Annotated in this window: 30 protein-coding genes; 18 read left to right on the top strand and 12 right to left on the bottom strand. The window is 66.6% G+C overall.

Features of this window, described 5'->3' with window-relative positions; all coding sequences use genetic code 11:
* Positions 1-26 precede the first annotated feature (26 nt).
* From XM1_RS20725 to XM1_RS20745, 5 genes are all read left to right on the top strand, one after another.
* Entirely contained in the window at positions 27-857 is an 831-nt protein-coding gene (locus XM1_RS20725; RefSeq protein ID WP_068438121.1) for a hypothetical protein, read from the top strand.
* A gap of 19 nt (positions 858-876) precedes the next feature.
* Positions 877-1,848, top strand: coding sequence for an NADPH:quinone oxidoreductase family protein (locus XM1_RS20730; RefSeq protein ID WP_068436842.1), 972 nt, complete (start codon positions 877-879; stop codon positions 1,846-1,848).
* A gap of 102 nt (positions 1,849-1,950) precedes the next feature.
* Positions 1,951-2,412, top strand: coding sequence for a cytochrome c (locus XM1_RS20735; protein WP_068436844.1), 462 nt, complete (start codon positions 1,951-1,953; stop codon positions 2,410-2,412).
* Positions 2,413-2,540: 128 nt separating this feature from the next.
* A complete protein-coding gene (locus XM1_RS20740; RefSeq protein ID WP_068436846.1) occupies positions 2,541-3,230 on the top strand; it encodes a cytochrome b/b6 domain-containing protein in 690 nt (229 codons plus the stop codon).
* Positions 3,231-3,345: 115 nt separating this feature from the next.
* Positions 3,346-4,560: an MFS transporter gene (locus XM1_RS20745; protein ID WP_068436847.1), complete on the top strand. Its 1,215-nt coding sequence runs from the start codon at positions 3,346-3,348 to the stop codon at positions 4,558-4,560.
* Positions 4,561-4,712: 152 nt separating this feature from the next.
* Here the strand turns inward: XM1_RS20745 and gmk are convergent, their stop codons facing one another.
* A complete protein-coding gene (gmk, locus tag XM1_RS20750; protein WP_068438123.1) occupies positions 4,713-5,357 on the bottom strand; it encodes a guanylate kinase in 645 nt (214 codons plus the stop codon).
* 5 nt (positions 5,358-5,362) lie between these two features.
* Complete coding sequence (locus XM1_RS20755; protein ID WP_068436849.1) at positions 5,363-6,265, bottom strand: YicC/YloC family endoribonuclease; 903 nt, start codon at positions 6,263-6,265, stop codon at positions 5,363-5,365.
* Between the two features lie 105 nt (positions 6,266-6,370).
* Between XM1_RS20755 and XM1_RS20760 the strand changes: the two genes are divergently transcribed.
* From XM1_RS20760 to cyoE, 6 genes are all read left to right on the top strand, one after another.
* Positions 6,371-6,814, top strand: a complete 444-nt coding sequence (locus XM1_RS20760) for a nucleotidyltransferase family protein (protein ID WP_068438127.1) — start codon at positions 6,371-6,373, stop codon at positions 6,812-6,814.
* The gene (locus XM1_RS20765) at positions 6,811-7,173 is read left to right on the top strand and encodes a DUF86 domain-containing protein (protein WP_068436851.1); all 363 of its coding nucleotides are present in this window, start codon (positions 6,811-6,813) and stop codon (positions 7,171-7,173) included. Before XM1_RS20760 ends, XM1_RS20765 begins: the two co-directional genes overlap by 4 nt.
* Positions 7,170-7,928 carry an SDR family oxidoreductase gene (locus XM1_RS20770; protein WP_068436853.1) on the top strand — a complete coding sequence of 253 codons (759 nt, stop codon included), beginning with the start codon at positions 7,170-7,172 and terminating at the stop codon, positions 7,926-7,928. The genes XM1_RS20765 and XM1_RS20770 overlap by 4 nt, the downstream gene beginning before the upstream one ends.
* A 223-nt stretch (positions 7,929-8,151) precedes the next feature.
* On the top strand, positions 8,152-9,381 hold the full coding sequence (locus XM1_RS20775; RefSeq protein WP_068436855.1) for an anion transporter: 1,230 nt from the start codon (positions 8,152-8,154) through the stop codon (positions 9,379-9,381).
* Between the two features lie 7 nt (positions 9,382-9,388).
* Entirely contained in the window at positions 9,389-9,811 is a 423-nt protein-coding gene (locus XM1_RS20780) for a DUF420 domain-containing protein (protein ID WP_068436857.1), read from the top strand.
* A gap of 32 nt (positions 9,812-9,843) precedes the next feature.
* Positions 9,844-10,695: a heme o synthase gene (cyoE, locus tag XM1_RS20785; RefSeq protein ID WP_068436859.1), complete on the top strand. Its 852-nt coding sequence runs from the start codon at positions 9,844-9,846 to the stop codon at positions 10,693-10,695.
* Positions 10,696-10,707: 12 nt separating this feature from the next.
* Here the strand turns inward: cyoE and XM1_RS20790 are convergent, their stop codons facing one another.
* A complete protein-coding gene (locus XM1_RS20790; RefSeq protein ID WP_068436861.1) occupies positions 10,708-11,544 on the bottom strand; it encodes a hypothetical protein in 837 nt (278 codons plus the stop codon).
* Positions 11,545-11,791: 247 nt separating this feature from the next.
* Here XM1_RS20790 and XM1_RS20795 point away from each other — a divergent pair, with 247 nt between their 5' ends.
* Positions 11,792-13,603, top strand: a complete 1,812-nt coding sequence (locus tag XM1_RS20795) for an aminopeptidase P family protein (RefSeq protein WP_068436863.1) — start codon at positions 11,792-11,794, stop codon at positions 13,601-13,603.
* 3 nt (positions 13,604-13,606) lie between these two features.
* Here XM1_RS20795 and XM1_RS20800 read toward each other — a convergent pair whose 3' ends face one another.
* The 4 genes from XM1_RS20800 to XM1_RS20810 all read right to left on the bottom strand — a co-directional run bounded on the left by XM1_RS20800 (position 13,607) and on the right by XM1_RS20810 (position 14,952).
* Positions 13,607-14,011: a bacteriohemerythrin gene (locus tag XM1_RS20800; protein ID WP_068436865.1), complete on the bottom strand. Its 405-nt coding sequence runs from the start codon at positions 14,009-14,011 to the stop codon at positions 13,607-13,609.
* Between the two features lie 97 nt (positions 14,012-14,108).
* Positions 14,109-14,330 carry a hypothetical protein gene (locus XM1_RS23640; RefSeq protein ID WP_156428811.1) on the bottom strand — a complete coding sequence of 74 codons (222 nt, stop codon included), beginning with the start codon at positions 14,328-14,330 and terminating at the stop codon, positions 14,109-14,111.
* A 75-nt stretch (positions 14,331-14,405) separates the two neighbouring features.
* Positions 14,406-14,669: a hypothetical protein gene (locus XM1_RS20805; protein ID WP_068436867.1), complete on the bottom strand. Its 264-nt coding sequence runs from the start codon at positions 14,667-14,669 to the stop codon at positions 14,406-14,408.
* Between the two features lie 88 nt (positions 14,670-14,757).
* Positions 14,758-14,952: a hypothetical protein gene (locus XM1_RS20810; RefSeq protein WP_231920610.1), complete on the bottom strand. Its 195-nt coding sequence runs from the start codon at positions 14,950-14,952 to the stop codon at positions 14,758-14,760.
* 317 nt (positions 14,953-15,269) lie between these two features.
* Here XM1_RS20810 and XM1_RS20815 point away from each other — a divergent pair, with 317 nt between their 5' ends.
* From XM1_RS20815 to XM1_RS20825, 3 genes are all read left to right on the top strand, one after another.
* On the top strand, positions 15,270-16,286 hold the full coding sequence (locus XM1_RS20815) for a glycosyltransferase family 1 protein (protein ID WP_068436871.1): 1,017 nt from the start codon (positions 15,270-15,272) through the stop codon (positions 16,284-16,286).
* Positions 16,287-16,344: 58 nt separating this feature from the next.
* Positions 16,345-16,851 (top strand): heme utilization protein, encoded by a 507-nt coding sequence (locus XM1_RS20820; protein ID WP_068436873.1) that lies wholly within the window; start codon positions 16,345-16,347, stop codon positions 16,849-16,851.
* Positions 16,852-16,941: 90 nt separating this feature from the next.
* Complete coding sequence (locus XM1_RS20825; RefSeq protein WP_068436875.1) at positions 16,942-17,826, top strand: GyrI-like domain-containing protein; 885 nt, start codon at positions 16,942-16,944, stop codon at positions 17,824-17,826.
* Here XM1_RS20825 and XM1_RS20830 read toward each other — a convergent pair.
* From XM1_RS20830 to XM1_RS20840, 3 genes are read right to left on the bottom strand one after another with little or no spacing between them, the layout of a single operon-like run.
* On the bottom strand, positions 17,823-18,362 hold the full coding sequence (locus XM1_RS20830; protein WP_068436877.1) for a thermonuclease family protein: 540 nt from the start codon (positions 18,360-18,362) through the stop codon (positions 17,823-17,825). The genes XM1_RS20825 and XM1_RS20830 overlap by 4 nt on opposite strands.
* An 18-nt stretch (positions 18,363-18,380) precedes the next feature.
* The gene (locus XM1_RS20835) at positions 18,381-18,842 is read right to left on the bottom strand and encodes a hypothetical protein (protein WP_068436880.1); all 462 of its coding nucleotides are present in this window, start codon (positions 18,840-18,842) and stop codon (positions 18,381-18,383) included.
* Between the two features lie 15 nt (positions 18,843-18,857).
* Positions 18,858-19,088, bottom strand: coding sequence for a DUF2249 domain-containing protein (locus tag XM1_RS20840; protein WP_068436882.1), 231 nt, complete (start codon positions 19,086-19,088; stop codon positions 18,858-18,860).
* Between the two features lie 287 nt (positions 19,089-19,375).
* Between XM1_RS20840 and alaS the strand changes: the two genes are divergently transcribed.
* Complete coding sequence (gene alaS, locus XM1_RS20845; RefSeq protein WP_068436884.1) at positions 19,376-22,012, top strand: alanine--tRNA ligase; 2,637 nt, start codon at positions 19,376-19,378, stop codon at positions 22,010-22,012.
* 712 nt (positions 22,013-22,724) lie between these two features.
* On the top strand, positions 22,725-23,270 hold the full coding sequence (locus XM1_RS20850; protein ID WP_068436886.1) for a hypothetical protein: 546 nt from the start codon (positions 22,725-22,727) through the stop codon (positions 23,268-23,270).
* A 127-nt stretch (positions 23,271-23,397) separates the two neighbouring features.
* Here the strand turns inward: XM1_RS20850 and XM1_RS20855 are convergent, their stop codons facing one another.
* Both XM1_RS20855 and XM1_RS20860 read right to left on the bottom strand, forming a co-directional pair.
* Positions 23,398-23,652, bottom strand: a complete 255-nt coding sequence (locus tag XM1_RS20855) for a hypothetical protein (RefSeq protein WP_068436888.1) — start codon at positions 23,650-23,652, stop codon at positions 23,398-23,400.
* Between the two features lie 129 nt (positions 23,653-23,781).
* Positions 23,782-25,467, bottom strand: coding sequence for a PAS domain S-box protein (locus XM1_RS20860; protein ID WP_231920611.1), 1,686 nt, complete (start codon positions 25,465-25,467; stop codon positions 23,782-23,784).
* Positions 25,468-25,646: 179 nt separating this feature from the next.
* Here XM1_RS20860 and XM1_RS20865 point away from each other — a divergent pair, with 179 nt between their 5' ends.
* Complete coding sequence (locus XM1_RS20865) at positions 25,647-26,078, top strand: hypothetical protein (RefSeq protein WP_156428812.1); 432 nt, start codon at positions 25,647-25,649, stop codon at positions 26,076-26,078.
* The last annotated feature ends 145 nt before the right edge of the window (positions 26,079-26,223 follow it).

A 26,223-nucleotide genomic window follows, 5' to 3' on the forward strand; every position in this document is an offset into this window, starting at 1 on the left:
CGCCGGTATTGTGGCTGAATGCGATCATGGCTACTACATACGCCCCCATCGCCGATCCCCTTGCCGCCAGGCCATCCGATCTGGCGACGCATTTCATGGAATGCGGGGCGCTCAACACCAATCTCAGCCTGGCGCCGGGCGAACGGCTGGTGATCACCGACGATCTGTTGAACGGCACGGTGGGCGACGTGGCCGCGCTGTCCATGGCCGCCATCGTCGCCCGCGATTCCCAGGTGGCCCTGGCCGCCATGCTGCCCTTGTCGGTGGCCGCCTCCAAGGTCAAGCCCCGCCACCGCCCCAAATACGAGCAGCTTTTCCAGCTGATCGAGGAGACCGCCTTCGATACGGCTGTGCGCGGCTCGGCCGAGGCGATGATCGCCGCCGGCTTCCGCGAGGCCCGCATCCGCGAGCTGGCCGCCGAACTGGGCGGCAATGTGGGCCCCGCCCGGGCCCGCTACCGCGCCTTCCTCGACGTGATCAAGCTCTTGATCGAGAAGAAGATCTCCGAACCGGGCTTCCTGGACGAGTTCCTGGACTTCACCCGCAGCGTGGCCGGCAAGCTGGATTTCGGCATCTACGCGCTGTGCGTCGACCGGCTGTTCGTCAGCCCCAACATTCCGCTGATGGTCAAGGTCTCGCTGGTCAGGGAAGTGCTGAAATACCCGCCGCTGGTGCGCAAGGAATTGCTGACCAACCTGCTGGCCTCCAACGCCGCGCCGCTGGAACTGGTCCAGTTCGCCCAGGGCGAGCTGTCGGGTGGCATGACCAGAGACCAGATCACCGAGATCGTCCTGTTCACCACCTTGAAGCGGGCCTGGGCCGCCCAGAAGCACGCGCCCGGCCGCCCCACCATCTGACATCCCCTCGAGAGATTCCATGAAAGCCGTAATCTGTCCCGCTTTCGGCCAGGATCTGGTCGTCACCGACTTCCCCGCGCCCGCCATGATCCCCGGCGGAGTGCGCATCAAAGTGCATGCGGCCGGCGTCAACTTCGCCGACTCGCTGATCACCGGGGGCAAGTACCAGGAAAAGATGGAGCCGCCCTTCGTCCCCGGCATGGAACTGGCCGGATTGGTCACCGAGGTGGCGGCGGGCGTCACGAATTGCAAACCCGGCGACCGGGTGATGGCCACCGTGACGGGGGGCGCCTTCGCCGAGGAGGCGGTCTGCGCCTGGACCGACGTCTACGTCCTGCCCGAGAACCTCGACTTCGTCACCGCCGCCGGCTTTCCCGTCGCCTACGGCACCTCGCATCTGGGGCTGAAGGCCAAGGCCAACCTCAAGGCGGGCGAGACCCTGGTGGTCCATGGCGCGGCGGGCGGCGTGGGCCTGACCGCCGTCGAGGTGGGGCGCGCGCTGGGCGCCACGGTGATCGGCACCGCCGGCGGCCCCGACAAGGTCAAGGTGGCGCTGGAACACGGCTGCCACCACGGCATCGACTACAAGGTCGAGGACATCCGCGAACGGGTCAAGGCGCTGACCGACGGCAAGGGCGCCGACGTGGTCTACGATCCGGTGGGCGGACAGGTGTTCGATGCGTCCTTGCGCTCCATCGCCGCCGACGGGCGGATTTTGATCATCGGCTTCGCCGGCGGCACGGTGCAGCAGATTCCCGCCAACATCCTGCTGGTCAAGAACGTCACGGTGATCGGCTATTACTGGGGCGCCTACCGCAAGATCGCGCCCCAGCTGGTGCGCGAGTCCATGCAGGAATGCCTGGACTGGTGGGCGGCGGGAAAGCTCTCGCCCCACGTCTCCAAGGTCATGGACCTGTCTCAGGCGGTCGAAGCCATCGGAATGTTGAAGGGCCGCGCCGCCACGGGAAAAATCGTCCTCGTCTGTCGATGAGGATGAAACAATCTGTTACCGAATACGGAATTTACGCAGGGGGTTATATTAGATAGCCTGACTGGAAGTTCTCTTCCCCCAAAGCCGTTCGGAGACCTCGCCATGAAGTTCAAGCTTCTGATCGCCGCCACCGCCCTCGTCGCCCTGGCCGGTACCGCCAGCGCCCAGATCAAGCCGGAAGACGCCATCAAGTGGCGTCAGTCGGGCTACGGCTTCATGGCCTGGAACATGGCCCGCATCAAGATGAACGTCGAAGGCGCCGCCTATAACAAGGACGAGGTGATCAAGGCCGCCAACGCCATTCAGGCCATCGCCAATTCCGGCATGGGCGCGCTGTACCTGCCTGGCACCGACACCGGCACCGGCTGGGAAAAGACCCGCGCCAAGCCCGAGCTGTGGACCAACAAGGAGACGCTCGGCAAGGTGGCCACCGCCTTCAACAAGGAAGCCAACGAGATGGCCAAGGTCGCCGCCGCCGGCGACGCGGCCGCCGCCAAGGAGCAGTTCGGCAAGCTGGCCGGCACCTGCAAGGGCTGTCACGACGAGTTCAAGATCAAGCAGTAGAGTTCAGCATTCCTCCTCTTGCCGTCACCCCCGGACTTGGATACCGGGGGTCCATGGATGGCCGGGTCAAGCCCGGCCATGACGACGGACGAGAATGCCTCTAGCTGAAGCAACAGGCGGAATACGCCATGAGCCAACCGAAATTCCGCCTGTGGGACCTGCCCACCCGCCTGTTCCACTGGCTGTTGGTGGCGGCCATCGTCGCCGCCTCTTTCAGCGGCCAGCTGGGCGGCGGCCTGATGACCTGGCACGGGCGCATCGGCCTGGCCGTGGTGGGATTGCTGGCGTTCCGCCTGGTCTGGGGTGTGGTGGGATCGACCTATGCCCGCTTCGCCCACTTCATTCCGACGCCTGCCAGGATCAGGGCCTATCTGAAGGGCGAGTGGCATGGCGAGGGCCATAACCCGCTGGGCGCCCTTTCGGTCATCGGCCTGCTGGGCCTGCTCTCGGTCCAGGTGGCCACCGGCCTGTTCGCCAACGATGACATCGCCTTCACCGGCCCGCTCTACGATCTGGCCGGCAAGACGCTGTCCAACCGCCTGACCGCAATCCACCACCTGCTGTCCAAGCTGGTCTACCTGCTGGTCGCCCTGCATGTGGGCGCCATCGTCTTCTATGTCCGGATCAAGAAGCAGAACCTCGTCCTGCCCATGCTGACCGGCGAGAAGGAGGGACCGGGCGAACCGGCCGCGGGCGGCGGCCCCGTCGCCCTGGTCCTGGCGCTGGCCGTGGCCGCCCTGGCGGTATACGGCGCGACCGGCCGCTGGATGCCGCCGCCTCCCCCGCCGCCGCCCGCCGCCTCGACGCCGGATTTCTGAGCCCCGACAGCGGGTTAGATTTCCTAACGGCACGGCTGAACAAATCTCGTTTGCGCCAGCCGCCCGGCGCACATTAGCATCGTTCTGGTCTTACCACTCGAAGGCTGCACGGATCATGTCCCGTCCCGCATGGCTATCACCCGCCGTCCTGCTCGTCTTCATCGGCGGCGCGCTGATGATGAGCGTCTCCATGGGAGCCCGCCAGGCCCAGGGCCTGCTGATCGGTCCGCTGTCGGCCGAGCGCCATTGGCCGCTGGCCACCTTTTCCCTGGCGGTGGCGGTCCACAACCTGATGTGGGGCTTCTTCCAGCCGTTCACCGGCGCCGCCGCCGACCGTTTCGGCGCGGCCAAGGTCGCCGCCTTCGGCGCGTTGGCCTTCGGGCTCGGCATGATGATGGTGGGCATGGGCGGCATCGCCATGACCACCATCGGCCTGGGCGTGGTGTCGGGCTTCGGGCTGGCCGCCACCAGCTTCGCCGTGGTGCTGGGCCCTGTGGGCCGCGCAGTAAAGCCCGAACACCGCACCTCGGCCATGGGCATGGGCTCAGCCCTGGGCTCGCTGGGCATGATGGCCATGATCCCGCTGGCCCAATGGCTGATCAGCGAATTCGGCGCCACCCAGGCGGTGTGGATCCTGTCGGCCTTTTCCCTGGCCTCCATCCCGCTCGCCCTGGTGCTGGCCAAGGGCGAGAAGGCGTCCCAGCCCCCCGCCTCCAACATTGCCCCCCAAAGCATCGGCCAGGCGCTGCGCGAGGCCTGGAATCATCCCGGCTATCGCCTGCTGGCCGCCGGCTTCTTCGTCTGCGGCTTCCAGGTCACCTTCATCGGCGTGCACCTGCCCGGCTATCTGGCGCTGTGCGGCATGAGCAAGGGAGCGGGGGCCACCGCCCTGCTGGTCATCGGCGGCTTCAACGTGATCGGCACCTGGATGATGGGCCAACTGTCCCAGAAGTACCGGCCCAAATACGTGCTGTCGGGCATCTATCTCGGCCGCGCCGTGATCACCTTCGCCTTCGTCATGGGACCCAAGAACGAATGGACCCTGCTGGCCTTCGCCGCCAGCATCGGCCTGTTGTGGCTGTCCACCGTGCCGCCCACCTCGGGCCTGATCGCCGGCGTGTTCGGCCCCCGGTATCTCGGCATGCTGTTCGGGCTGGTGTTCTTCACCCACCAGGTGGGCAGCTTCCTGGGATCGTGGCTGGGCGGGCTGATCTACGACGCCACCCTGTCCTACGACGTCATGTGGGCCGGCACCGCCATCTTAGGCGTCTTCGCCGCCCTGGTTCATCTGCCCATCCGCGACCAGACCCTGGCGCGGGCGGCGGCGTGACGACAATCCGCCGGCGCGGCTGGGCTGTCGCCCAGACCCACTCGGAGGCGCAGTCTCCGAACCTCCAGGATATCTATTCATAGGAAACTGGAGGGTCGGGAGGCTGTGCCTCCCGATTGGGGGATCGGGGGCAAACGCCCCCGAAATAAATGCTACTCCTCGCCCCGCAGGCGGGTGACGAAGTCGGGCAGGCCCACCTGGCGGTCGCGCTTCAGGCGTTCGGCGGCCAGGATGGACTGGACGGCGGCGATGGATTTCTCCAGATCGACGTTGACCACGATGTAGTCGTATTCCGGCCAGTGGCTCATCTCGTCGCCGGCCTTGGACATGCGCTTGGCGACCACTTCGTCGGAATCCTGGGCGCGGCCCCTGAGGCGGCGCTCCAACTCCTCCACCGACGGCGGCAGGATGAACACCGAGACCAGATCGGCCCGGGCGTTCTGGGCCATCTGCTGGGTGCCCTGCCAGTCGATGTCGAACAGCACGTCACGGCCCGAGCGCAGGATCTGGTCCACCGGGCCTTTGGGGGTGCCGTAGAAATTGTCGAAGACGCGGGCGTGTTCCAGGAACTCCCGCTTCTCCACCATCTGGTGGAAGGTCTCGACCGAGACGAAGTGATAGTCCTTGCCGTCCACCTCGCCGGGGCGCGGCGCCCGGGTGGTGGCCGAGACGGACATGCCGATGGCGCCGTCGCGCTCGAGCAGGGCCCTTGAAATGGTGCTCTTGCCCGCGCCCGAGGGCGAGGACAGAACCAGCATGAGGCCACGGCGGCTGATGGTGGGAAGGGTATCGCTCATCATTCCTACTCGATGTTCTGGACCTGCTCTTTGAACTGGTCGATGACGGCCTTGAGGTCGAGCCCCACCCGGGTCAGCTCCACGTCCGAGGACTTGGAGCACAGCGTGTTGGCCTCGCGGTTGAACTCCTGGGCCAGGAAGTCCAGCTTGCGGCCGATGGCGCCGCCTTGGGCCAGCAGGTCGCGGGCGGCGGCCACATGGGCGGCCAGGCGGTCCAGTTCTTCGCGCACGTCGGCCTTGACGGCGATCAGCGCCACTTCCTGGGCGATGCGATCCTCAGGCAAAGTCGGCGCGGCCTCCAGCACCTGGGCCACCTGGGAACGCATGCGCTCGCGCACCGCCTCGGGGCGCAGCACAGCGCAATTGCCCGCCCGGGCGGACAGGGTAGCGATCTCGTCCAACTGGGCGGAGAGCACGGCGGCGATGCGCGCCCCTTCCACCCGGCGCATGGCGGCCAGCTGGTCGAGCATGGCCTCCAGCGAGGCCTTCATGGCCTCGTCGCGGGCGGCGCGCAGCGAATCGGCGTCGCCGGTTTCAGCCGCCTCGGCCACCGGCTCCAGCACGCCCTTCAGGCCCAGCAGCCCGTCCATGCGGGCCGGGGTGATCTCGGGGTGACGGGCCTGCCACTGGCCGCAGATGGCGATCAGCTGGCCCAGCAGCGCCTCGTTGACCCGGACCTGGGACTGCTCGGTCTCGGCCCGCACGTTGAGGGAGATCTGGAGGTTGCCGCGCTTCAGGCGCTTGGCCGCCGCCTCGCGGGCGTGAACCTCCAGCCCGTCATAGCCAGGGGCGGACTTAACCCTGAGCTCCAGGCCGCGGCCGTTGACGCTCTTGCCTTCCCACACCCAGGAACCCTGGGAATCGCGACCTTCGGCGCGGGCGTAGCCGGTCATGCTGGCGACGGTCAAGGCGGAGCCTCCTTACATAATGTCTGGCAGGGTTTATAGCCTTGCCGGGGCGAGGCAACAACCGTGCTCCTTTCCACAGGGTGAATGGCGGTCTATCCTTTGGTCATGAAGGAACGCCGACGGCCGGAACGCGGCCGCCCCAACGTCATCGAGATCGTGGTGCGCGTGCCCGCCGACAAGGCCGACGCGGTCAAGGCCTATGCCGGACGTATCTCGCGCCGCCGCAACCCCGCCGCCCGCGACGAGGTGATCGGCCGCCTGCAATCGCGCCCCGACATCATGCAGCGTTTCGGCGTCAAAGCGCTGTTCCTGTTCGGCTCGGTGGTCAGGGACGAGGCGCGGCCCACCTCCGACATCGACCTGATGGTGGACTTCCTGCCCGGCAAGCCCGGCGGCCTGTTCGCCTATGTGGAGCTGAAGCACGCCCTGGAGGGGCTGCTGGGCCGCCCGGTGGACCTGATCACCTCGGGCAACATCAAGCCGCGCCTCAAGCGGCGCATCCTGGACGAATGCCTGCCGGTCTACGGCGAGGGAGTGGAGGAGACGTGACCTTCAAGGATTGGCGGGTCCGCATCGAGGACATGATCGAGGCCATCGAGCGTATTCGGCGCTACACCGACGGCATGGACGAGGCCCGCTTCGTCGCCGACGACCGCACGGTGGACGCCGTGGTCCGCAACCTGGAGATCATCGGCGAGGCGGCCAAGCGCGTGCCCTCCCAGGTGGCCGAGCGCCACCCCGACATCCCCTGGAGCCGCATGACCGAGATGCGCAACATCCTGGTTCACGAATACCATTCGGTGGATCCAAGCATCGTGTTCGATTCGGCCCGCCACGATCTGCCGCCGCTACTGGGGCCGCTCAAATCCCTGCTGGCCGAGAAGAACGGCAACGGAAACGGCGGATGAAGGCCTTCACCTCCGTCCTGATCACCGGCGCGTCGTCGGGCCTGGGGGCCGGACTGGCGCGAATCTTCGCCGCCCCCGGCACCACCCTCCACCTGTCGGGGCGCCATGGGGCGCGGCTGGACGAGGTCGCCGGGCAATGCCGGGCCAAGGGCGCCGAGGTTCACGCCCGGCAGATGGACGTCACCGACCCGGCCGCCTGCGCCGATTGGGTCCAGGCGTCGGATTCCACCTCGCCCCTGGATCTGGTCATCGCCAATGCCGGCATCTCGGCGGGTACCGGCGGCGGCGGCGAGACGGCGGAGCAGACGCGGGCCATCTTCGCCGTCAACGTGGACGGCGTGTTCAACACCGTGATGCCCGCGCTGCCCCTGATGCAGGCCCGCTGCCGGGGCCAGATCGGCATCATGAGCTCGCTGGCCGGCTTTCGCGGATTCCCCGGCGCGCCGGCCTATTGCGCCTCCAAGGCGGCGGTGCGGGTGTGGGGCGAGGGATTGCGGGGCGAGACGGCCCCCTTCGGCATCGGCGTCTCGGTGATCTGCCCCGGCTTCGTCGAGACCCCCATGACGGCGGTGAACCGTTTTTCCATGCCCTTCCTGATGGACGTGGACCGGGCCAGCCGCATCATGGCCGACGGGTTGAAGGCCAATCGCGGCCGCATCGCCTTTCCCTGGCCCATGCACCTCATGGCGCGCGTCGCCGGCTGCCTGCCCAGCGCGCTCATGGACCGCATCGCGGCGGGAATGCCGAAGAAGTAAGACCAAACTGCGAGGAGCGTGGCTCATCGCAGTTTGGGTAGGCCCCTCCCTCCGGGGGATCGGGATATATCCCGATGGCCGCGCGCCTTATGGCGCGGAAGCCGAGCCGCCACCGGCGGCGCCCGGCGATTGAGGGCGATGCGGTGATCGGTTTCGATCATCGCATCTAGTTATAAGTTCCCGGGGCTTGCCCAGGCTCCGCCGACAGGCCATAAGGGAAGGCATGGATAGCTTCGTCGTCACCGTCTTCTTCCTCACCTATCTCGGCATGGCCATCGGGTCCGTGCCGGGGCTGAAGCTCGACCGCACCGGAATCGCCCTGCTGGCGGTGGTGGTGCTGCTGGTTTCCGGCAAGGTGGGCGTCAAGGCCATGGGCACCTCCATCGACGTGCCGACCCTTTTGCTGCTGTTCGCCCTGATGATCATCTCGGCCCAGTTCCAACTGGCCGGGGTCTATGGCGCCGTGGCGGAGAAGGTGGCGGAATCGCCCGGTTCGGCCCGGCGGCTGCTGGCCCTGGTCATCGCCGTGGCGGGCGGGCTGTCGGCGGTGCTGGCCAACGACGTGGTGTGCTTCGCCATGACCCCGATCATAGCCGAGGGCATCCGCCGGCGCGGCCTCGACCCCCGCCCCTATCTGCTGGGTTTGGTGGGCGCCGCCAATGCCGGCAGCGCCGCCACCCTGATCGGCAATCCCCAGAACATCCTGATCGGCCAGGTGGGCGGGCTGGATTTCTGGAACTTCCTGGCGGCCTGCGCCGTGCCTGCCGCCCTGTCCCTGGTCGCCGTCTATTACTGCATCGTCTGGGTCTGGCGGCGCGAGCTGGACGCCACGCCCGAACCCGTGGCCGCCCATCCGCCGCCCGAGGGCCATCGCTGGCAGGCGGTCAAGGGCGGCATCGCGCTGGCCATCCTGGCCCTGCTGTTCGCCGCGCCCTTGCCGCGCGAGGTGGGCGCCATGGTCATCGCCGTCCTGCTGCTGACCAGCCGCCGCATGAGCTCGCGCGAGATGATCGGCCTGGTGGACTGGCACCTGCTGCTGCTGTTCGCCTGCCTGTTCGTGGTCACCGGCGCCTTCGCCGACACCGACATGGCGCGCCACTGGGTCAACTGGCTGGCCGAGCACGGCTGGTTCCCCGACAGCTTGAAGGCCATGCTGCCGGTGGCGCTGGTCGCGTCGAACTCCATCGGCAACGTGCCCGCCGTGATGCTGATCCTGGCGGTGTGGCCCACCCCGGACCCCGGCGCGCTCACCGGGCTTGCCCTTTTGTCCACCCTGGCCGGCAACTTCCTGCTGGTGGGCAGCATGGCCAACATCATCGTGGCCGAGCGCGCCCAGGCCGCCGGCTGCCGCCTGTCGTTCGGCGATTTCGCCCGCGCCGGCATCCCCATGACCCTGCTGACCATGGGCCTTGCCGTGATCTGGCTGCGCCTGGGCGGCTGGATGACCTGGTAGGACGAACATGACCGCAGCGACCACCCTGCCCCACATCACCGCCTTCTTGAACGCGGTGTCGCTGGCCTTCCTGATCACCGGCTTCGTCCATATCCGAATGGGCCGCAAGGACAGCCACCGCAAGGCCATGCTGGGCGCGGTGGGGGCCTCGGCCCTGTTCCTGGCCTTCTACGTGATCTACCACTTCGCCGCCCCCATCTTCGTGTTCCGGGGGACCGGGATGGTGCGGCCGGTCTATTACACGCTGCTGATCAGCCATGTGGTGCTGGCGGCGGTGGCCCTGCCCCTGGTGGCGCTGACCCTGCTGCGCGCGCTCAAGGGCCGCTTCGACCTGCATCCGAAAATCGCCCGCTGGACGTTGCCGCTGTGGCTTTACGTTTCTATCACCGGCATCGTTGTGTATCTTATGCTGTATCATCTATACACCTGACCCGCGGAATAACCGCGGGCGCGGAGGCGGGTTTGACGTTCAGGCAATTCATCGAGCTTTTGAAGCCGCGTATCGCGCTGATGATCGCGCTGACCGCGATCACCGGCTATGGCGCCGTGGCGACCAAGGTCGACCCGGTGGCGCTGCTGCTGCTGACGCTGGCCATGATCCTCGGCTCGGCGGCGTCGGCGGTGTTCAACCATGTCTGGGACCGCGACATCGACCGGCTGATGCGCCGCACGTCCCGCCGCCCCATGGCTACGGGAGCCGGCACGCCCGCCGTGGGCTTCACGCTCGCCATCGTGCTGATGGCGGCCGGCATGGCCCTGGCCAGCACGGTGTTCAACTGGGTGGTGGCGCTGCACCTGTTCCTGGGCGGCTTCGTCTATGTGGCCATCTACACCGTCTGGCTGAAGCGCCGCCATTGGACCAACATCATCATCGGCGGCGCGGCCGGCAGCTTCGCCGTCCTGGCCGGGGCGGCCGCCGTGGACCAGACCCAGTGGATGCTGCCCATGGTGCTGGCCCTGGTGCTGTTCCTGTGGACGCCCAGCCATTTCTGGGCGCTGGCCATCCTGCTGGCCGACGACTACCGCCAGGCCGGCGTTCCCATGCTGCCGGTGGTGGTGGGCAACCAGCGCACCGCCTGGTGGATTCTCGGCAACAGCATCGCCCTGGTGGCGTCGTCGCTGCTGCCCTGGTGGATGGGGTTGCTGGGCAGCGCCTACGGCATCATCGCCGCGCTGTCGGGCGCGGTGCTGCTGGGCTTCAACGTGGTGCTGGTCAAGGACCCGTCGCGCAAATGGGCGGGATGGAACTTCGCCGCCTCCATGCCCTATCTGCTGCTGGTGTTCATCGCGGTGTTCGTCGACAAGCACTGGTAAGGGGAATGGGCGCTACTGCGCCATTTCCGCCAGGGCGACGAACAGCGGGCCGAAGACCTTTTCCGGCTCGCTGCCCCATTTCTCCATGAAGGCGGCCTTGCGCTCGGCCGAGAAGGTGTCGGGCCGGCAGGAGGCGAACAGGGCCTGGAACAGCCGCACCATGTGGGCCTCGCTGAATTCGCGCAGGACCTTGTCCTCGGGCCGCTTGGGGATGAAGGCGTTGGACGCGGTGGAGATGGAGGACGGGCTGGAATTCATGATGATCAGGAACCAGTCCTTGCGCGGCTCGAAACGCCGGAAGCTCCGCGCCATGGTGACCAGCACCTCCTCGAACACGACGCGCACGTCGTCGTCGGCATAGAAATCGGGCCAGGACACCAGCCCATCCTCGGTACGGTGACGCTCGGCCGCCTTGTTGGCCCGGTTGCGCAGCAGGTCGAACGGCTCCTCGCCGATGATCATGCGCACAGCCGAGAAAAATTGCGGCAGGTGCTTGCGCTCGATGCCGCTGTTCTTGTCGTCGAAGCAGTCGGAGAACGGCCGGGCGATGATGCGGCCCAGGAAATCGGCCCGCTGCTGCTCGATCCGGCGGAGCGAAAAGGCCGCGTCGCAGCCGTCTTCCCACAGGGCGTAATGCTCTCCCAGCGGCCCGCGGGCCGCCAGCACCGCCTTGGCGACGCGACGGACATCGTCCATGGTGACCGTGCCGTCGACGGCGGATTCCTCGAGAATATCCGTCAACGCAAGGATGGCGACGGCTGCAACGCTGCGGCATCGCTTCCCCCCCGGCTCCCTTGCCGTTATGGCGCCACCCGGTTCGATGGCCGGCACCGCTTCCTGCGCTCCCATATCATCTCACCTGGAGAGCTTGAACACGACAGATGCCCATCCGAAATTACTATTCATGCTACATATTTTTCCATGTCCTATAAAGATCTTACTTAGGGCGCTCTCCTTACGTCTAGGGTGGTCTCCGTATGCAATACTTCTGCTGCACTGCGGTAATCGCGTTTTTTGCATATTCCGTAATTTTCAGACCCTAGCTGTTCCAATTTCCCCCCTCCCTGGCTTGGGCCTTATGCGCTAGGGTTCCCCCATGACTCATCAAGCCTCTCCGGCCTCGTCCGCCGACCGCCTCGCCCTGCTGCGACAGGAATTGAAGCGCCGCAACCTGAACGGCTTCGTGGTTCCGCGCGCCGACCAGCACCAGGGCGAGTACGTCCCGCCCTCGGCCCAGCGCCTGGGCTGGCTCACCGGCTTCACCGGCTCGGCGGGGGCGGCGGTGGTGCTTGCCGGCAAGGCGGCGGTGTTCGTTGACGGCCGCTATACCCTGCAGGTGCGAAACGAGGTCGACACCGCCCTGTTCGCGCCCCTTCACCTGATCGACCACCCTCCTCATCACTGGCTGGGCGAGGAACTGGCCAAGGGCGACCGCCTGGGCTTCGACCCCTGGCTGCATACCCAGGATCAGGTCCGGACCCTGACCATGGCCTGCGAGCGGGTGGGCGCGGTCTTGGTCCCCTGCCCCGACAATCCCCTCGATTCCGTCTGGGCCGACCGGCCGGAGCCGCCCGCCAGCCCGGTGACCGCCCATCCCGAGGGCTTCGCCGGCCGCTCCGCCGCCGACAAGCGCCAGGACATCGCCGCCCAGATGAAAGCGGACCGGCAGGACGCCGCAGTGTTGAGCGCGCCGGAATCCGTGGCCTGGCTGCTGAACATCCGGGCCGCCGACGTGGCCTTCACGCCGTTGCCGCTGTGCTTCGCCATCCTCCACGCCGATTCGTCAGTGGACCTGTTCATGGAAGCCGGGCGCGTCGCCGCCTCCATCCGCGCCGCCTGGGGAGAGCAGGTCAGGGTCGAGGAGCCGGCCCGCTTCGAAGCATTGCTCCGCCTGTTGGGGCGCGGCGGCAAACGGGTGCGCCTGGATTCGGCCTCCACCCCGTTCCAGGTCTGGGAAACCCTGCGGGCGGCGGGCGCCCAGGTCGAAGCGGGAGCCGACCCCTGCGCCCTGCCCCGCGCCTGCAAGAACTCCGTCGAGATGGCCGGAACCCGCGCCGCCCATCACCGCGACGGCGTCGCCATGGTGCGCTTCCTGGCCTGGCTGGAGGGCGCGACGCGCGACGGCACGGTGGACGAGATGGCCGCCGCCGACGCGCTCGAGGCGTTCCGCCGCCGGGGCGCGCATTTCCAGGGCCTGTCCTTTCCCACCATTTCGGGCGCGGGCGCCAACGGCGCCATCGTCCATTACCATTCGACGCCCAAGACCAACCGGCCGCTTGGTCCCGGCGAGCTGTATCTGGTGGATTCCGGCGCCCAGTACCTGGACGGCACCACCGACGTCACCCGCACGGTGCTGATCGGCGACGAGCCCCCCGCCGAGGCTCGCCGTCGCTTCACCCTGGTGCTGAAGGGCCATATCGCCCTGGCGCGGGCCGTCTTTCCGGCGGGAACCACCGGCAGCCAGCTGGACGCCCTGGCCCGCCAGCCGCTGTGGTCGGCGGGGCTGGACTACGACCACGGCACCGGCCACGGCGTCGGCAGCTTCCTGTCGGTGCATGAAGGCCCCCAGCGCATTTCCAAGGTGGGCAACACCGTGGCGCTGAAGCCGGGGATGATCCTGTCCAATGAGCCCGGCTACTACAAGACCGGCGCCTACGGCATCCGCATCGAGAATCTGGTGCTGGTCACCCCGCTCGCCCCCCCGGCCGGGGCCGAACGCGACCTGCTGGGCTTCGAGACCCTGACCCTGGTGCCCATCGACCGCGCCCTGGTGGCGGCGGAGATGCTGGACGCGGCGGAGCGCGACTGGCTGAACGCCTATCATGCCCGGGTGCGGGGCGAGATCATGCCGCTGCTGAGCGAGCCGGCGGAGCGCGACTGGCTGGAGCGGGCGACGGCAGCGCTTTAGGGACTACTCGGTCCAGCCGTGGTCGAGGGCATAGCCCGAGGTGACGTAATCCATGGTCGCCCGGTGCTCCAGGAACCATTGGGGCAGGTCCACGGCGAAATATTCGTCGCAGGTCTCGCCCGCCTCCAGGGCCCGGATCACGTCTTCCAGCTCGGCGATCACCCGCCGGTGCTCGTCGCGATGGGGATCGAGGGCGAAGAAGCCGGTCTTCACCATCATCGCCTCCTCGCGGGCGAAATGCTCCACGCAATGCCGGGTGAACGTCCGGGTCAGTTCCAGGCGCTCGGGCGGGGTGGCGGCGGCCAGGCGGTTGATCATCTCCACCGCCTCGCAATGATCGTGATCCACGAAGCCGACCCCAAGCAGCAGGGCTTCGCCCCACCGGATGACCGCATGCCGAGGAATCATCGCCACGTCTTCCCAAGTCTGACGAACCGGCCGCAATGTACGCCTCTGGCTTTCAGACGCAAGCCAAAGCCACACCCGGCCCATGGATATTGAAGCCTCAGCCGGCCAGCAATTGCGCCCGGTTGCGGAAGAAGGAACAGGCCAGACAGGGATCGTCGCTACGCAACTTCTCCGCGTGGCCGATGCGCACGACCCAGCAATTGTCATGCTGCGAGTGGCTGAGATCGTTGCCTTGGGCTCTTCGGCTCACCGAGGCGACGGCTTCGGGGCAACCGGCGCAAGGCAGCGCGCATTCCCCGGCGCAATGCCCTGTCGACATGTCAGGATGAGACGCGTCCTTTGCCTGCACGTCCACCTCCATGCATGCCGTCAAACCCGGAAGGAACATCGGAAACTAGCGAAAAGCCGTCACCGGCGAAATCAGATGCCGCAGCCGGTCCACCAAGCGAGAGCGAACCGGCGCCCCCTGATGCAGGTCGCCGGCACACCGGGCGATTTCGCGGGCGCAGGCGTCATGGTGCGAGCAAGTGGAATCCTCGGGGCAATGGGCGATGTCGCCGAGGATGACCAGGGCGTCCACCCATACGCCACACGCGATGCAGTTGGAGGTCGCCGCGAACTTGCGTTGACAGGCCGAGGGCAGGTCACAATTCGTCATACGGGGATGATAGGGATGGCGAGGTTGATTCTCAACCACATCTTCCATGCGGGAAACACGGGGCGATCATGCGACCCATCCGATGGAGCTAGGCCGACAGGGCGAGAACCCGGTCATGCTCGGCCGCCGCGATGGCGCTTTCCGACAGGCGCGTCGCCACGATCATGGCCATCCACGAGCAGCCCAGACGGCGCGGGCAAGACAGCAACGCGCTGCACGAACCGGCATTGCGCAGCACCGACAAGGCATGCTCGGCCGGGTCGGCGTCGCCGGCCAGGCTCATCAGCCCATCGAATGCGCAACGTGTGTTGTCCTGCAGTCCCATCGTCGGAATCCCTGGTGGAGACCATACGTGATTTTACCTGGAATAAGGCAAAGGACAATCAGGTGGAGCCCCCATTCATCGAACGATAATATTGATGAAAGTTGACGAAGGAATACGGCCCATCACCTTGGCCCAGCCCATCCGATATATAAGACCTCGAACGGCCACCGCTAAAACGGGCACGAGCGTTCCAATGCGCACGATTTAACCGAGCTGTCACTTGAGCCATGCGGCAGCCCGGCCTAGGCCTTCTCCCCAAACATCGGGAGAACATCATGCGCATTGCCCTGGTCACCGACGCCTGGACACCCCAGCGCAACGGCGTGGTGCGGGTGTTGAGCACCCTGACCGCCATGCTGGGCGATCTCGGCCATCTGGTGCGGGTCATCGAGCCTTCGGCCTTCACCACCATGGCCTGCCCGTCCTATCCCGAAATTCCCCTGGCCCTGCTGCCCCGCCGCAAGGTGGCGCGCCGGCTGGACGAGTTCGCCCCCGACGCCGTCCACATCGCCACCGAGGGGCCGCTGGGTTGGGCGGCGCGGGCCTGGTGCCTGCGGCACCAACTGCCCTTCACCACCGCCTACCACACCAAGTTTCCGGAATACATCCACGCCCGCACCGGCGTGCCGCTGGCCTGGCCCTACGCCCTGATGCGGCGCTTCCACAATCCGGCGGCGGCGGTGCTGTGCCCGTCGCCCTCGATCCACCGCGAACTGCGCGCCCAGGGCTTTTCCGGCGTCGTTCCCTGGTCGCACGGCGTCGATACGGGGGTGTTCCGGCCCGGCCCCAAGGACTTCCTCGACCTGCCGCGCCCCATCTTCATGTATGTGGGACGGGTGGCGGTGGAGAAGAACCTGCCCGCCTTCCTGGATCTCGACCTGCCCGGCTCCAAGGTGGTGGTGGGCGACGGCCCGGCCAGGGCCCAGCTGATGGAGCGCTACACCCAGGCCCATTTCCACATCGTCAACGGCGACGAGGAACTGGCGCGTGCCTATCGCGCCGCCGACGCCTTCGTCTTTCCGTCACGCACCGACACGTTCGGGCTGGTGATGCTCGAAGCCCTGGCCTCGGGCGTGCCGGTAGCGGCCTATCCGGTGACCGGCCCGCTGGACGTGGTGGGCGGCGCGCCGGTGGGCGTGCTGGACGAGGATCTGCGGGCGGCCGCGCTGCGCGCACTCTCCATCCCGCCCGAGGATTGCCGCCGCCATGCCGGCCGCTTTTCCTGGACACGGGTGACGGCGGAATTTCTCAGCCATCTGCGCCCCTTTCAGCGGCGCGCACAGGCCGGTTGATCTTTGCCCCCCGAGACGGGCAGACTGTCGCCTCCATCGACCTGCCGGGACACAAGCCTTGAGCCACCGCACCATTGCCCTCGCCCTTGCCTTCGGGCTCTTCGCCCTTCCCGCCGCGGCCGGATCGGCCTGCGGGTCCCCCGAAGAGATCAGGGCTGCCCAGCTGCGCCAGTTCCATTACCAGCTGCAGGTGGCGGCCCTGAACTGCCGCGGCGACGACCCCTCGCTTCCGGCCAAGTGGAGCAGCTACGTCCACCGCCACGGCGGCACCATGAGCGTCAACGCCAACGTCATGCGCGCCTACTTCACCCGCACCGGCAAGGGTGTCTCCGGCTTCGACCGCTACAACACAGTGCTGACCAACCGGGAATCGGTGCGGGTCCACGAGACCGAGGGCTATTGCGAGATCAGCCAGCCGCTGTTCGAGAAGGCCATCGCCGCCAACGGCCAGCAACTGGCCGCCCTGGCCACCGACACGGTCGGCAAGCCGGCCGATATCACCGCCTGTACCGAGACCAAAGCGGCGGATTCCGAGAAGAAGCCCAAGAAGGTCGCCAAGAACTAGGCTCCCGCCGTCCATGGCAATACCGCAAGATCGGTCGAGCGCTTTACCTTTCGATTACGCTTAGCTGGTGCCGCCACGGAGAACGGAACCATGAAGGCGGCAATTCGTAACCACCAGACCCGAATGCAGCGGGTGCTGGACCACATAGACCGGCATCTGGACGAGGACCTGGACCTGGAAACGCTGAGCCGGGTCGCCGCCTACTCGAAGTATCATTTCCACCGGCAGTTCACGGCGACCTTCGGGCTGTCCGTGCATCGCTATGTCCAGCTCGCCCGCATGAAGCGCGCTTCGTACCGGCTCGCCTACCGGGATAGCCAGAATGTCACCGACATCGCGATGGATGCCGGCTACGACGCGCCCGACGCCTTCGCCCGCGCCTTCCGGCAACGGTTCGGGCAATCCCCCTCGTCGTTCCGGAAGTCTCCCGATTGGGAGCCGTGGCTTGCGGCCTTCACCCCCCTGGACAATGCGAGGAGCAAGCGCATGCAGAGAACCTTCACCGCGGACGACGTGACCATCCGCGATGTCCCCACCACCCCGGTGGCGATCATGGAGCATCGGGGCGACCCGGCGACGCTCGGCGCCACCATCCAGCGGTTCATCGCGTGGCGCAGGGCCGCCGGCCTGCACCCCAGGACAAGCCCGACCTTCAATGTCTGGCGTTCCGAGCGCTGTCCCGAATCGCCGGCCGATTATAGCGTGGACCTCTGCGCCGGGACCGACCGGCCGGTCGCGCCCAACGGCGAGCACGTCAAGGCCGGCGAGATCCCCGGCGGGCGCTGCGCGGTGCTGCGCGTCGTCGGCCACACCGACAACCTGGAGCCAGCCGCGCTCTTTCTTTATCGCGACTGGCTTCCGGCCAGCGGCGAGGAAGCGCGCGACTTCCCGATCTATTGCCAGCGGCTGAGCTTCTTTCCGGAGGTGCCGGAACACGAGGCGGTGGCGGAGGTATTCCTGCCGCTGAAGGCCTAATCCTCGTCCTCGGCCTTGCGCCGGGCGGTTTCCCAGTCCCGCGGCAGCACCATGTCGGCGGCCCACAGGCCGCGCTTGGCGGCGACCGCCTGTTTCTGCGCCTCGGCATAGGGGCCGTCCTTGGCGGCGCGGGCCAGACCGCCCGCCACCAGCAGGCGGCCCAAATCCCCCTCGGCCACCTTGCAGCGTCCCCACAGCTGGCCCGAAGCCACGTCGACGATCTCGCAGGCCACGCCCTTGGACAGCAATTCGCCCATGCGCTTCCTGGCCGGACGGGCGCAGTCGAATTCATTCCTGGCCGATTTGGAGCCGCACAAATCCTTGCGCCCCGGCGCGGTGATGCCGGCCAGCGCCACATGCAGCCCACGCACCTGGACGGCCCCGGCGTCGAAGCCCTCGGCCTTGCCCCAGACGCAGGCACCGCCGTCCCCATCCTCGGCGCAGCGGAGCGGCGGGGGAGCGGCGGGAGGCGGCCCGGCGGCCAAGGCCGGGACCGACAGGAGCAGCAGGGTCAGGACGAACGCGATTGCATGCATTCGCCCAATCTACGGCACTTATTGCGCGACGTCGATGCGGAACCCGGAATGGCAGGTGGTGCAGCGGTCCAACTGCTCGATCAGGCGGCGGTTGAGCTGGGCGGGGTTTTCACCCTTGGCCGCCGCGTCGGCCATCTGGTCGAAGCCGCCGTGCAGGCCCATGGCCAGACGCTTGAAGTCCAGCGGCAGCTTCAGCAGCAGGTCGGGGGCCTTGTCGTGGGCCTCGCCCATGCCCATGGAGCGGGCGATCTTCGCCACCTTGGCGGTGTCGCCCTCGGCCAGGGCGGCGGTGATGTCGCGGACCGCCACCAGCAGGCCGCGCATCTCGGAGAAGACCATCTCGCGCTCGGGCCCGCTCATCAGGACGGCGGTGCGACCGTCGGGGGCCTTTTCAGTCCGTCCATGGACGAACAGCACGCCCAGGCCGATGGCCGAAACCAGCCACAGGACCACGGCGACCAGCCCCAAACGGTTCATCATCGTCTTTTCCCTTTCTCAGACGGTCCGCGAAATGCGCACCCGCCAGACCTCGGGGCCTTCCTCCAGGTATTCCCAGCCGAAGGTGCCGGCCCGCTCGGCGTTGAAGTGATAATAGAGCGGCTTGGGATCGTGGTCATTGACCAGAATGAAAGCGCCGCCCACGGCCAGGGATTCGAAGGTGCCGAAAATCTGCGGGTGGCGGTCGCGGGGCTGGATGGCGCGGACGTCGAGTTGAGGTTCGGACATGGAAGTCACGGCTCCTGAAAGAATGGGGAGGCCCCGATACGGCGGGAGGGGAGTGGGGAGGGGAGGGCCTGCCGCACCGGGGCGCGAACAAATACATAAGCGCCACGCTGTGTCTTTGCCTTGAGCCTGGTCAAGCGATCTCATCGGCGTCACTTTACAAAACCACAATCCCATATAAGGTATTGCCCCGAGCCCCCTGCCCCGGCGTCGGGCCGCCCCTGGACAGCCCGTCCCCCCACGGGTTAAAACCGCCCGTTACGCCGCACCCCTAGCCCACGATGGATGCCATGCAGACCGCCAACGAGATTCGCCGCACATTCCTCGACTTCTTCGAGAAGAACGGCCACACCGTCGTGAATTCCAGCCCGCTGGTGCCGCGCAACGATCCGACGCTGATGTTCACCAACGCCGGCATGGTGCAGTTCAAGAACGTCTTCACCGGCGTCGAGAAGCGCGACTACGTCCGCGCCGCCACCGCCCAGAAATGCGTGCGCGCCGGCGGCAAGCACAACGACCTGGACAACGTGGGCTATACCGCGCGCCACCACACCTTCTTCGAGATGCTGGGCAATTTCTCGTTCGGCGACTATTTCAAGGACCTGGCCATCGAGCATGCCTGGACCCTGATCACCAAGGATTTCGGCATCGACAAGAACCGCCTGCTGGTCACCGTCTATCACGACGACGACCAGGCGGCCGACGCCTGGAAGAAGATCGCCGGCCTGCCGGACTCGCGCATCATCCGCATCCCCACCTCGGACAATTTCTGGGCCATGGGCGACACCGGGCCTTGCGGTCCGTGCTCGGAGATCTTCTACGACCACGGCGACCACATCCCCGGCGGCCCGCCCGGCAGCCCCGACCAGGACGGCGACCGGTTCATCGAGATCTGGAATCTCGTGTTCATGCAGTTCGAGCAGGTGGACAAGGAAACCCGCATTCCGCTGCCCAAGCCCTCCATCGACACCGGCATGGGCCTCGAGCGTCTGGCCGCCCTGCTGCAGGGCAAGCACGACAATTACGACATCGACCTGATGCGCAGCCTGATCGAGGCCTCGGCGGACGCGTCCAACACCGACGCCGACGGCCCCCACAAGGTCAGCCACCGCGTGGTCGCCGACCACCTGCGCTCGTCGTCCTTCCTGATCGCCGACGGCGTGCTGCCGTCAAACGAGGGCCGCGGCTATGTTCTGCGCCGCATCATGCGCCGCGCCATGCGCCACGCCCACCTGATGGGCTGCACCGAACCCCTGCTGCACAAGCTGGTCCCGGCGCTGACCAAGCAGATGGGCGAGGCGTACCCTGAGCTGGTGCGCGCCAATGCCCTGATCACCGAGACCCTGAAGCTGGAGGAAACCCGCTTCAAGGTGACGCTGGACAAGGGCCTGAAGCTCTTGGACGAGGAAGTCACCCGGATCGGCGGCGGCGGCCAGCTGGCCGGCGAGGTGGCGTTCAAGCTCTACGACACCTACGGCTTCCCGCTGGACCTCACCCAGGATGCGCTGAAGGCCAAGGGCCTCTCCGTCGATACCGACGGCTTCTCGGCCGCCATGGAGCGCCAGCGCGCCGAGGCCCGCAAGGCGTGGTCCGGCTCGGGCGAGGCGGCCACCGAATCCCTGTGGTTCGAGCTGCGCGAGAAGCTGGGGGCAAGCGAGTTCCTGGGCTACGACGCCGAGCAGGCCGAGGGCAAGATCATCGCCCTGGTGGAAGACGGCAAGGCTGTCGAGGCCGTCCATCCCGGCCATCAGGTTGCGGTCATCGCCAACCAGACCCCGTTCTACGGCGAGTCGGGCGGCCAGATGGGCGACACCGGCATCATCACCATCGGCATGCCGGGCTCCTCGGCCAAGGCCATCATCACCGTCACCGACACCTTAAAGAAGCTGGGCGACCTGATCGTCCATTTCGGCACCGTCGAGGGCGGACCGGTGGCAGTCGGCGAGGACGCCCATTTCGCCGTGGATTCGACCCGCCGCGACGCCACCAGGGGCCACCACTCGGCCACCCACCTGCTGCACGCCTCGCTGCGCTCCATCCTGGGCGACCACGTGACGCAGAAGGGCAGCCAGGTCGGGCCCGAGCGCCTGCGCTTCGACTTCGCCCACACCAAGGCGCTGTCGGCCGAGGAGACCCGCGCCGTGGAGGCCGACGTCAACCGCCGCATCCGCGCCAACGCGGAAGTGGCCACCAAGGTCATGACCCCCGACGACGCCATCAAGGCCGGCGCCATGGCCCTGTTCGGCGAGAAATACGGCGACGAGGTGCGCGTGGTCTCCATGGGCGATCTGTCCACCGAACTGTGCGGCGGCACCCACGCCAACCGCACCGGCGACATCGGCGGCTTCAAGATCGTGGCGGAAAGCGCCGTGGCGTCGGGCGTGCGCCGCATCGAGGCGGTGACCGGCCCGGCCTTCCTGGCCTGGGCGCAAGCGCAGGAAGATCTGCTGGCCAAGGCCGCCGACACCTTGAAGGCGGCGCCCGCCGACCTGCCGGCCCGCATTGCCGGCCTCATGGACGACCGCCGCAAGCTCGAGCGCGAACTGGCCGAGGTCCGGAAGCAGCTGGCCACCGGCGGCGGCCAGGGTGCGGCCACCAAGACCGTCAACGGCATCACCTATGCCGGCAAGGTCATGGCGGGCGTGCCCGCCAAGGACCTGAAGGGCATGGCCGACGAGATCAAGAAGCAGATCGGCTCGGGTGTCATCGCCCTGGTGTCGGACGCCGACGGCAAGGCCTCCATCGTGGTCTGCGTCACCGAGGACCTGACCGCCAAGCACAGCGCCGTCGACCTGGTGCGCATCGGCTCGGAGGCCCTGGGCGGCAAGGGTGGCGGCGGCCGCCCCGACATGGCCCAGGCCGGCGGCCCCGACGCCAGCGCCGCCCAGGCGGCCATCGACAAGATCGAACAGGCCCTGGCGGGATAGATGGAGTCGGGGCTGCCGCCCCGCACCCCGTCTTTTCAACAAAAAATCCCCTCGGCCCGTAAGGGCGGGGGGATTTTTCATTCCCCCCTCGCCCGCTTGCGGGAGAGGGGGCCCGCCGTCACCTTGCCCAAAAGCCCGGCCTGTGGCACCGTCTCTCGCCATGAGAGACGATAACACACAAAAGACCACCGAAAATCGCGTCCGTAAAGCCGCGCGGACGGGTGAGTGGGTCGAGTTCACCGAGGGAGAAATCATTCCCGCGGCACTCATTGTTAAACTAGCAACGCTCCCCACTGGCCATCAAGACGCCCACCCCAAAGGTCTACGCATTGAGGGAGCAACTATTGATGGCGACCTTGATTTTGAAGACTGCACTATAAATGGGCCTTTTGGGCTTAAAAAGTGCGTTATCAATGGCACTATCTGCCTACTTCGCACACAAGCCAGCAACCTCGTACTTGACAGCTGCTCAATAACAGGCGACGTGCTGGCCATAGGCCTTCGAATTACCGGACTTCTTATTTTAATCAATACCATTTTTAAAAGCACCGTAAACCTTACGCATGCTTCCGTTGGGGTGTTGGCCGATGACAAGGTTTCTTGGCCTCCAACAGGAAACCTGCATCTTACAGGTTTCACCTATGGCGCCATCTACGCCGAATCTCCCCACACTGCGGCCGAGCGTCTCGATTGGCTGGGGCGGCAGGGCGATATGGGCGTCTTCGACCCCCAGCCCTACGAACAACTGGCCAAGGTCCTGAAAGCCCAAGGCCATGACGGCGAGGCCCGGCGCATTCAGATTGCCAAGGAGGACGACCGCCTGAAGCGCGGCAAAATGGGCCGCTGGCATCGTGTGGCGTGGCGGCTCTATGGCTGGCTGGCCGGGTATGGCTACCGCCGGGCACGGCCCCTGTTGTGGCTGCTGGGTGCCATCGTTCTCGGCGCCATCGTGTTCTGGGAGGCTGATCGATATGGGATCATGGTTCCCGCCAAGGAACGCATCTACATGCATGCGGACTACGTATCCAAGCACCACATCCCGCCGGAATATCCGCGACCGGTCTGGCCCATCTATTCCGCCGACCTGCTGCTGCCCTTCGTGGATCTGGCCCAGGACAGCTACTGGATTCCGTCCATCACCGGCAAGGGCTGGGCCGGGTGGGTGGTAACCATCTACATGTGGCTGCACATTGCCTTCGGCTGGATCGCCTCGGCCCTGTTCGTGGCCGGCATCACCGGTCTGGTTAAGCGCGACTAACGCGTCCACTTGTCATCCTGAGCGTCAGCGAAGGATCTCCGCCTGAACCGGCCATGCAGAATCTGAAAAGCCGTGCCAGGACGAGATCCCTCGCCTGCGCTCGGGATGACAGGAAGGAGTGAAACGCCTACTTGGTGACGGGGGCGGCGCCGCCCTGGGGCTCGTTACGCTTCAGCACGCCGGCTTCCACCAGCTTGGTGACCAGATCGCCCATGGTGTTGAGCGAATGCAGGAAACCGTCCACCGGCATGGCGATGCGCTGGCGGACTTCCATCTTGCCCTGGCCGGATTCGGTGGGCTCCAGCGACACCAGCTCGATGCGGACCACGCCACTGACGAAATCGACCCGGCCGACACCATCGGCGAAAATCTCGGAAACCATGGGCAACGCCCCTCCCGTTGTTGAACAGCCGGGATGGTGGGCCATGCCCGGCCCGAGGTCAATCGGTCAAAGGCCGGATCACGCCGACGCCCCCCAGCGACGGCCCACGCCAAGGGTCGGCGTCCGGGATCAGGATTGGTGCTTGGGAAGGGCCACCAGGAAGGTGCTGCCCTCGCCCAGTTCGGATTCGGCCCAGATGCGGCCGCCATGGCGTTCGACGATCTTGCGGCACACCGCCAGGCCGATGCCGGTGCCTTCGTACTGTTCGCGGGCAACCAGGCGCTGGAAGATGCCGAACACCCGCTTCAGGTCGTCGGGGGGAATGCCGATGCCGTTGTCCTTGACCCCCAGCACCCATTCGCCGCCGGCATCGCGGCACAGCACCTCGATGCGGGGCGCCCGGCCCTCGGGCATGTACTTGATGGCGTTGCCGATCAGGTTCTGGAACAGGCGGATCAGTTCGTTGGCGTCGCCCGAGATCATCGGCAGCGATTCGGGCACCGCGATCTCGGCCCCGCTTTCGGCCACCGCCACGTCCAGATGGCGCACGGCGTCGGCCACCACCCCCGCAAGCTCCACCGGCGCCATGGGCGCCCCGATGCGGCCGATGCGCGAGTATTCCAGCAGGTCGACGATCATGCGGTCCAGGCGCTTGGCTCCGTCCAGGGCGAAGCCGAAGAAATCGCGGGAATCCTGGTCGAAATTGGCCCCCAGCTTCTTCTCCAGAAGCCCCAGATAGGCGGTGATCATGCGCAGCGGCTGGCGCAGGTCGTGGGAGGCCACATAGGCGAACTGCTCCAGCTCCTCATTGGAGCGGCGCAGTTCCTCGACCAGTTCGGCCAGTTTGGCGTCGGCTTGCTTCTGTTCGGTGATGTCGGTCTTGACCGCCAGGTAGTTGGTGATCTCGCCTTCGATGTTCTGGATGGGCTGGATGGTGGCCAGTTCCCAGTAAAGCTCGCCGTTCTTGCGCCGGTTGACCAATTCGCCTTCCCACTTCTCGCCCATGGACAGCGCCGCCCACATGGCGTTGTAGGTCTCGGACGGGGTCCTGTCGGAGCGCAGGATGCGGGGATTGCGGCCGATCACCTCGTCCATGGAATAGCCGGTGACCTTGAGGAACGCCCCGTTGACGTACTGGATGTCGGCCTTCAGGTCGGTGATGACGATGGAGACCGGGCTCTGTTCCACCGCGCGGTTCAGCATGTGCATGCGGTGCGCGTTTTCCACCGCCGCCGTGATGTCGGTGCCGGTGCCGCGATAGCCGATGAACGCACCGTCGTCGTCGAAGCGGGGCAGGCCGTTGACCTTGATCCAGCGGGCGCGGCCGCTGCGGTCCTCCAGCCAGTACTTGAAGTCGCGGAACGGCCGCTGGGCGGTCAGGTCGGCGATGTGGGCCTGCCACTGGTCGGAATCGATCTCCATGCGCTCGCTGACGATGTCCCACGACCGCTGGCCCAGCAGGTCGTCGGACGAGACGTTCATCACCGTGTCGAAGGAGGACGAAAAGAAGGTGAAGCGCTGCTCGGAATCGCTTTCCCAGAACCAGTCGGCGGCCGCCTCGGAATACTCGCGGTACCGCTCCGAGCTCTCCTTGACCACCTCGGACAGCAGGCTGAGGCGGTCGCGCTCCTGGCGGAGCGACGCCATCTGGGTTCGCAGCCTCTGGACTTCCTCCGCCTCGTCGCGGCCGCAGCGCGACGCCAGCCACAATATCGCCGCCGCGGCCGCGGCCAAAAGTGCCAGCCCCCAGGCCGGCAGCCCGGACGGCAGCGCCGCCAGGACCGCAAGCCCCGCCGCCAGAATCGCCGCGATCACGATAAGATTGCGCCTGCGCCCGTTCATCACCGCCGCACGGGCCGCCCATTCCCAATGAACATCAGCTTGGTTTCGCCCCCATCTTGCGCCGCCCCGAAACGGCGACGCACCCTTTCTGGATTTGTGTCCAAGCGCTATAATAGCCAACTTGCATAATCCTGACATCAGGGATGATCGCCATGGTCAGAGTCCCTTATAAGCTCGCGACTGCCGCCCTGCTGCTCGGCCTGCTCTCCGCCTGCGTTCCGCCCCCGGACCAGCCCGCGCATTTCACCCGCATGGGACGCTTCATGGGGCTGATCGCCAATTGCGGCTGCTCCGATATCACCCCCGCCCGCATGCTGGCGGAATACCCCAAGGCGCTGGGTGACCGCTACCCCGCCGACGAAGTGACAGCCATGAAAGGCTATATCGACTACTCCTCCATGGAGCGCTGGGAGAATCAGTATCTCATCTGCGCCGAGACCTGTGCGCAACGCTGCATGGTCCAATCGGTCGTCGAGCCGCTGGGGGGAAAGGGCACCGGCGAGGCCGCCTGCCTGGTCAGCGAACGCGACCTGCACCTCACCGACGGCGTCAAATATCACTCCGGCGACCCGGGTAACAACTGACCCTTGGCGACAAGCCAGGAAAATACGGTATGTTATGGATGCTTGCATATCCATTTACATTGCGTTGACAGCACGCAACAATGCTCGACACATACATCCATTAGTCTAGCCGACAGGTCATACCAAGGGGTGCGGGGAGCGGGAC

Source organism: Magnetospirillum sp. XM-1 (genome assembly GCF_001511835.1).
GTDB lineage: Bacteria > Pseudomonadota > Alphaproteobacteria > Rhodospirillales > Magnetospirillaceae > Phaeospirillum.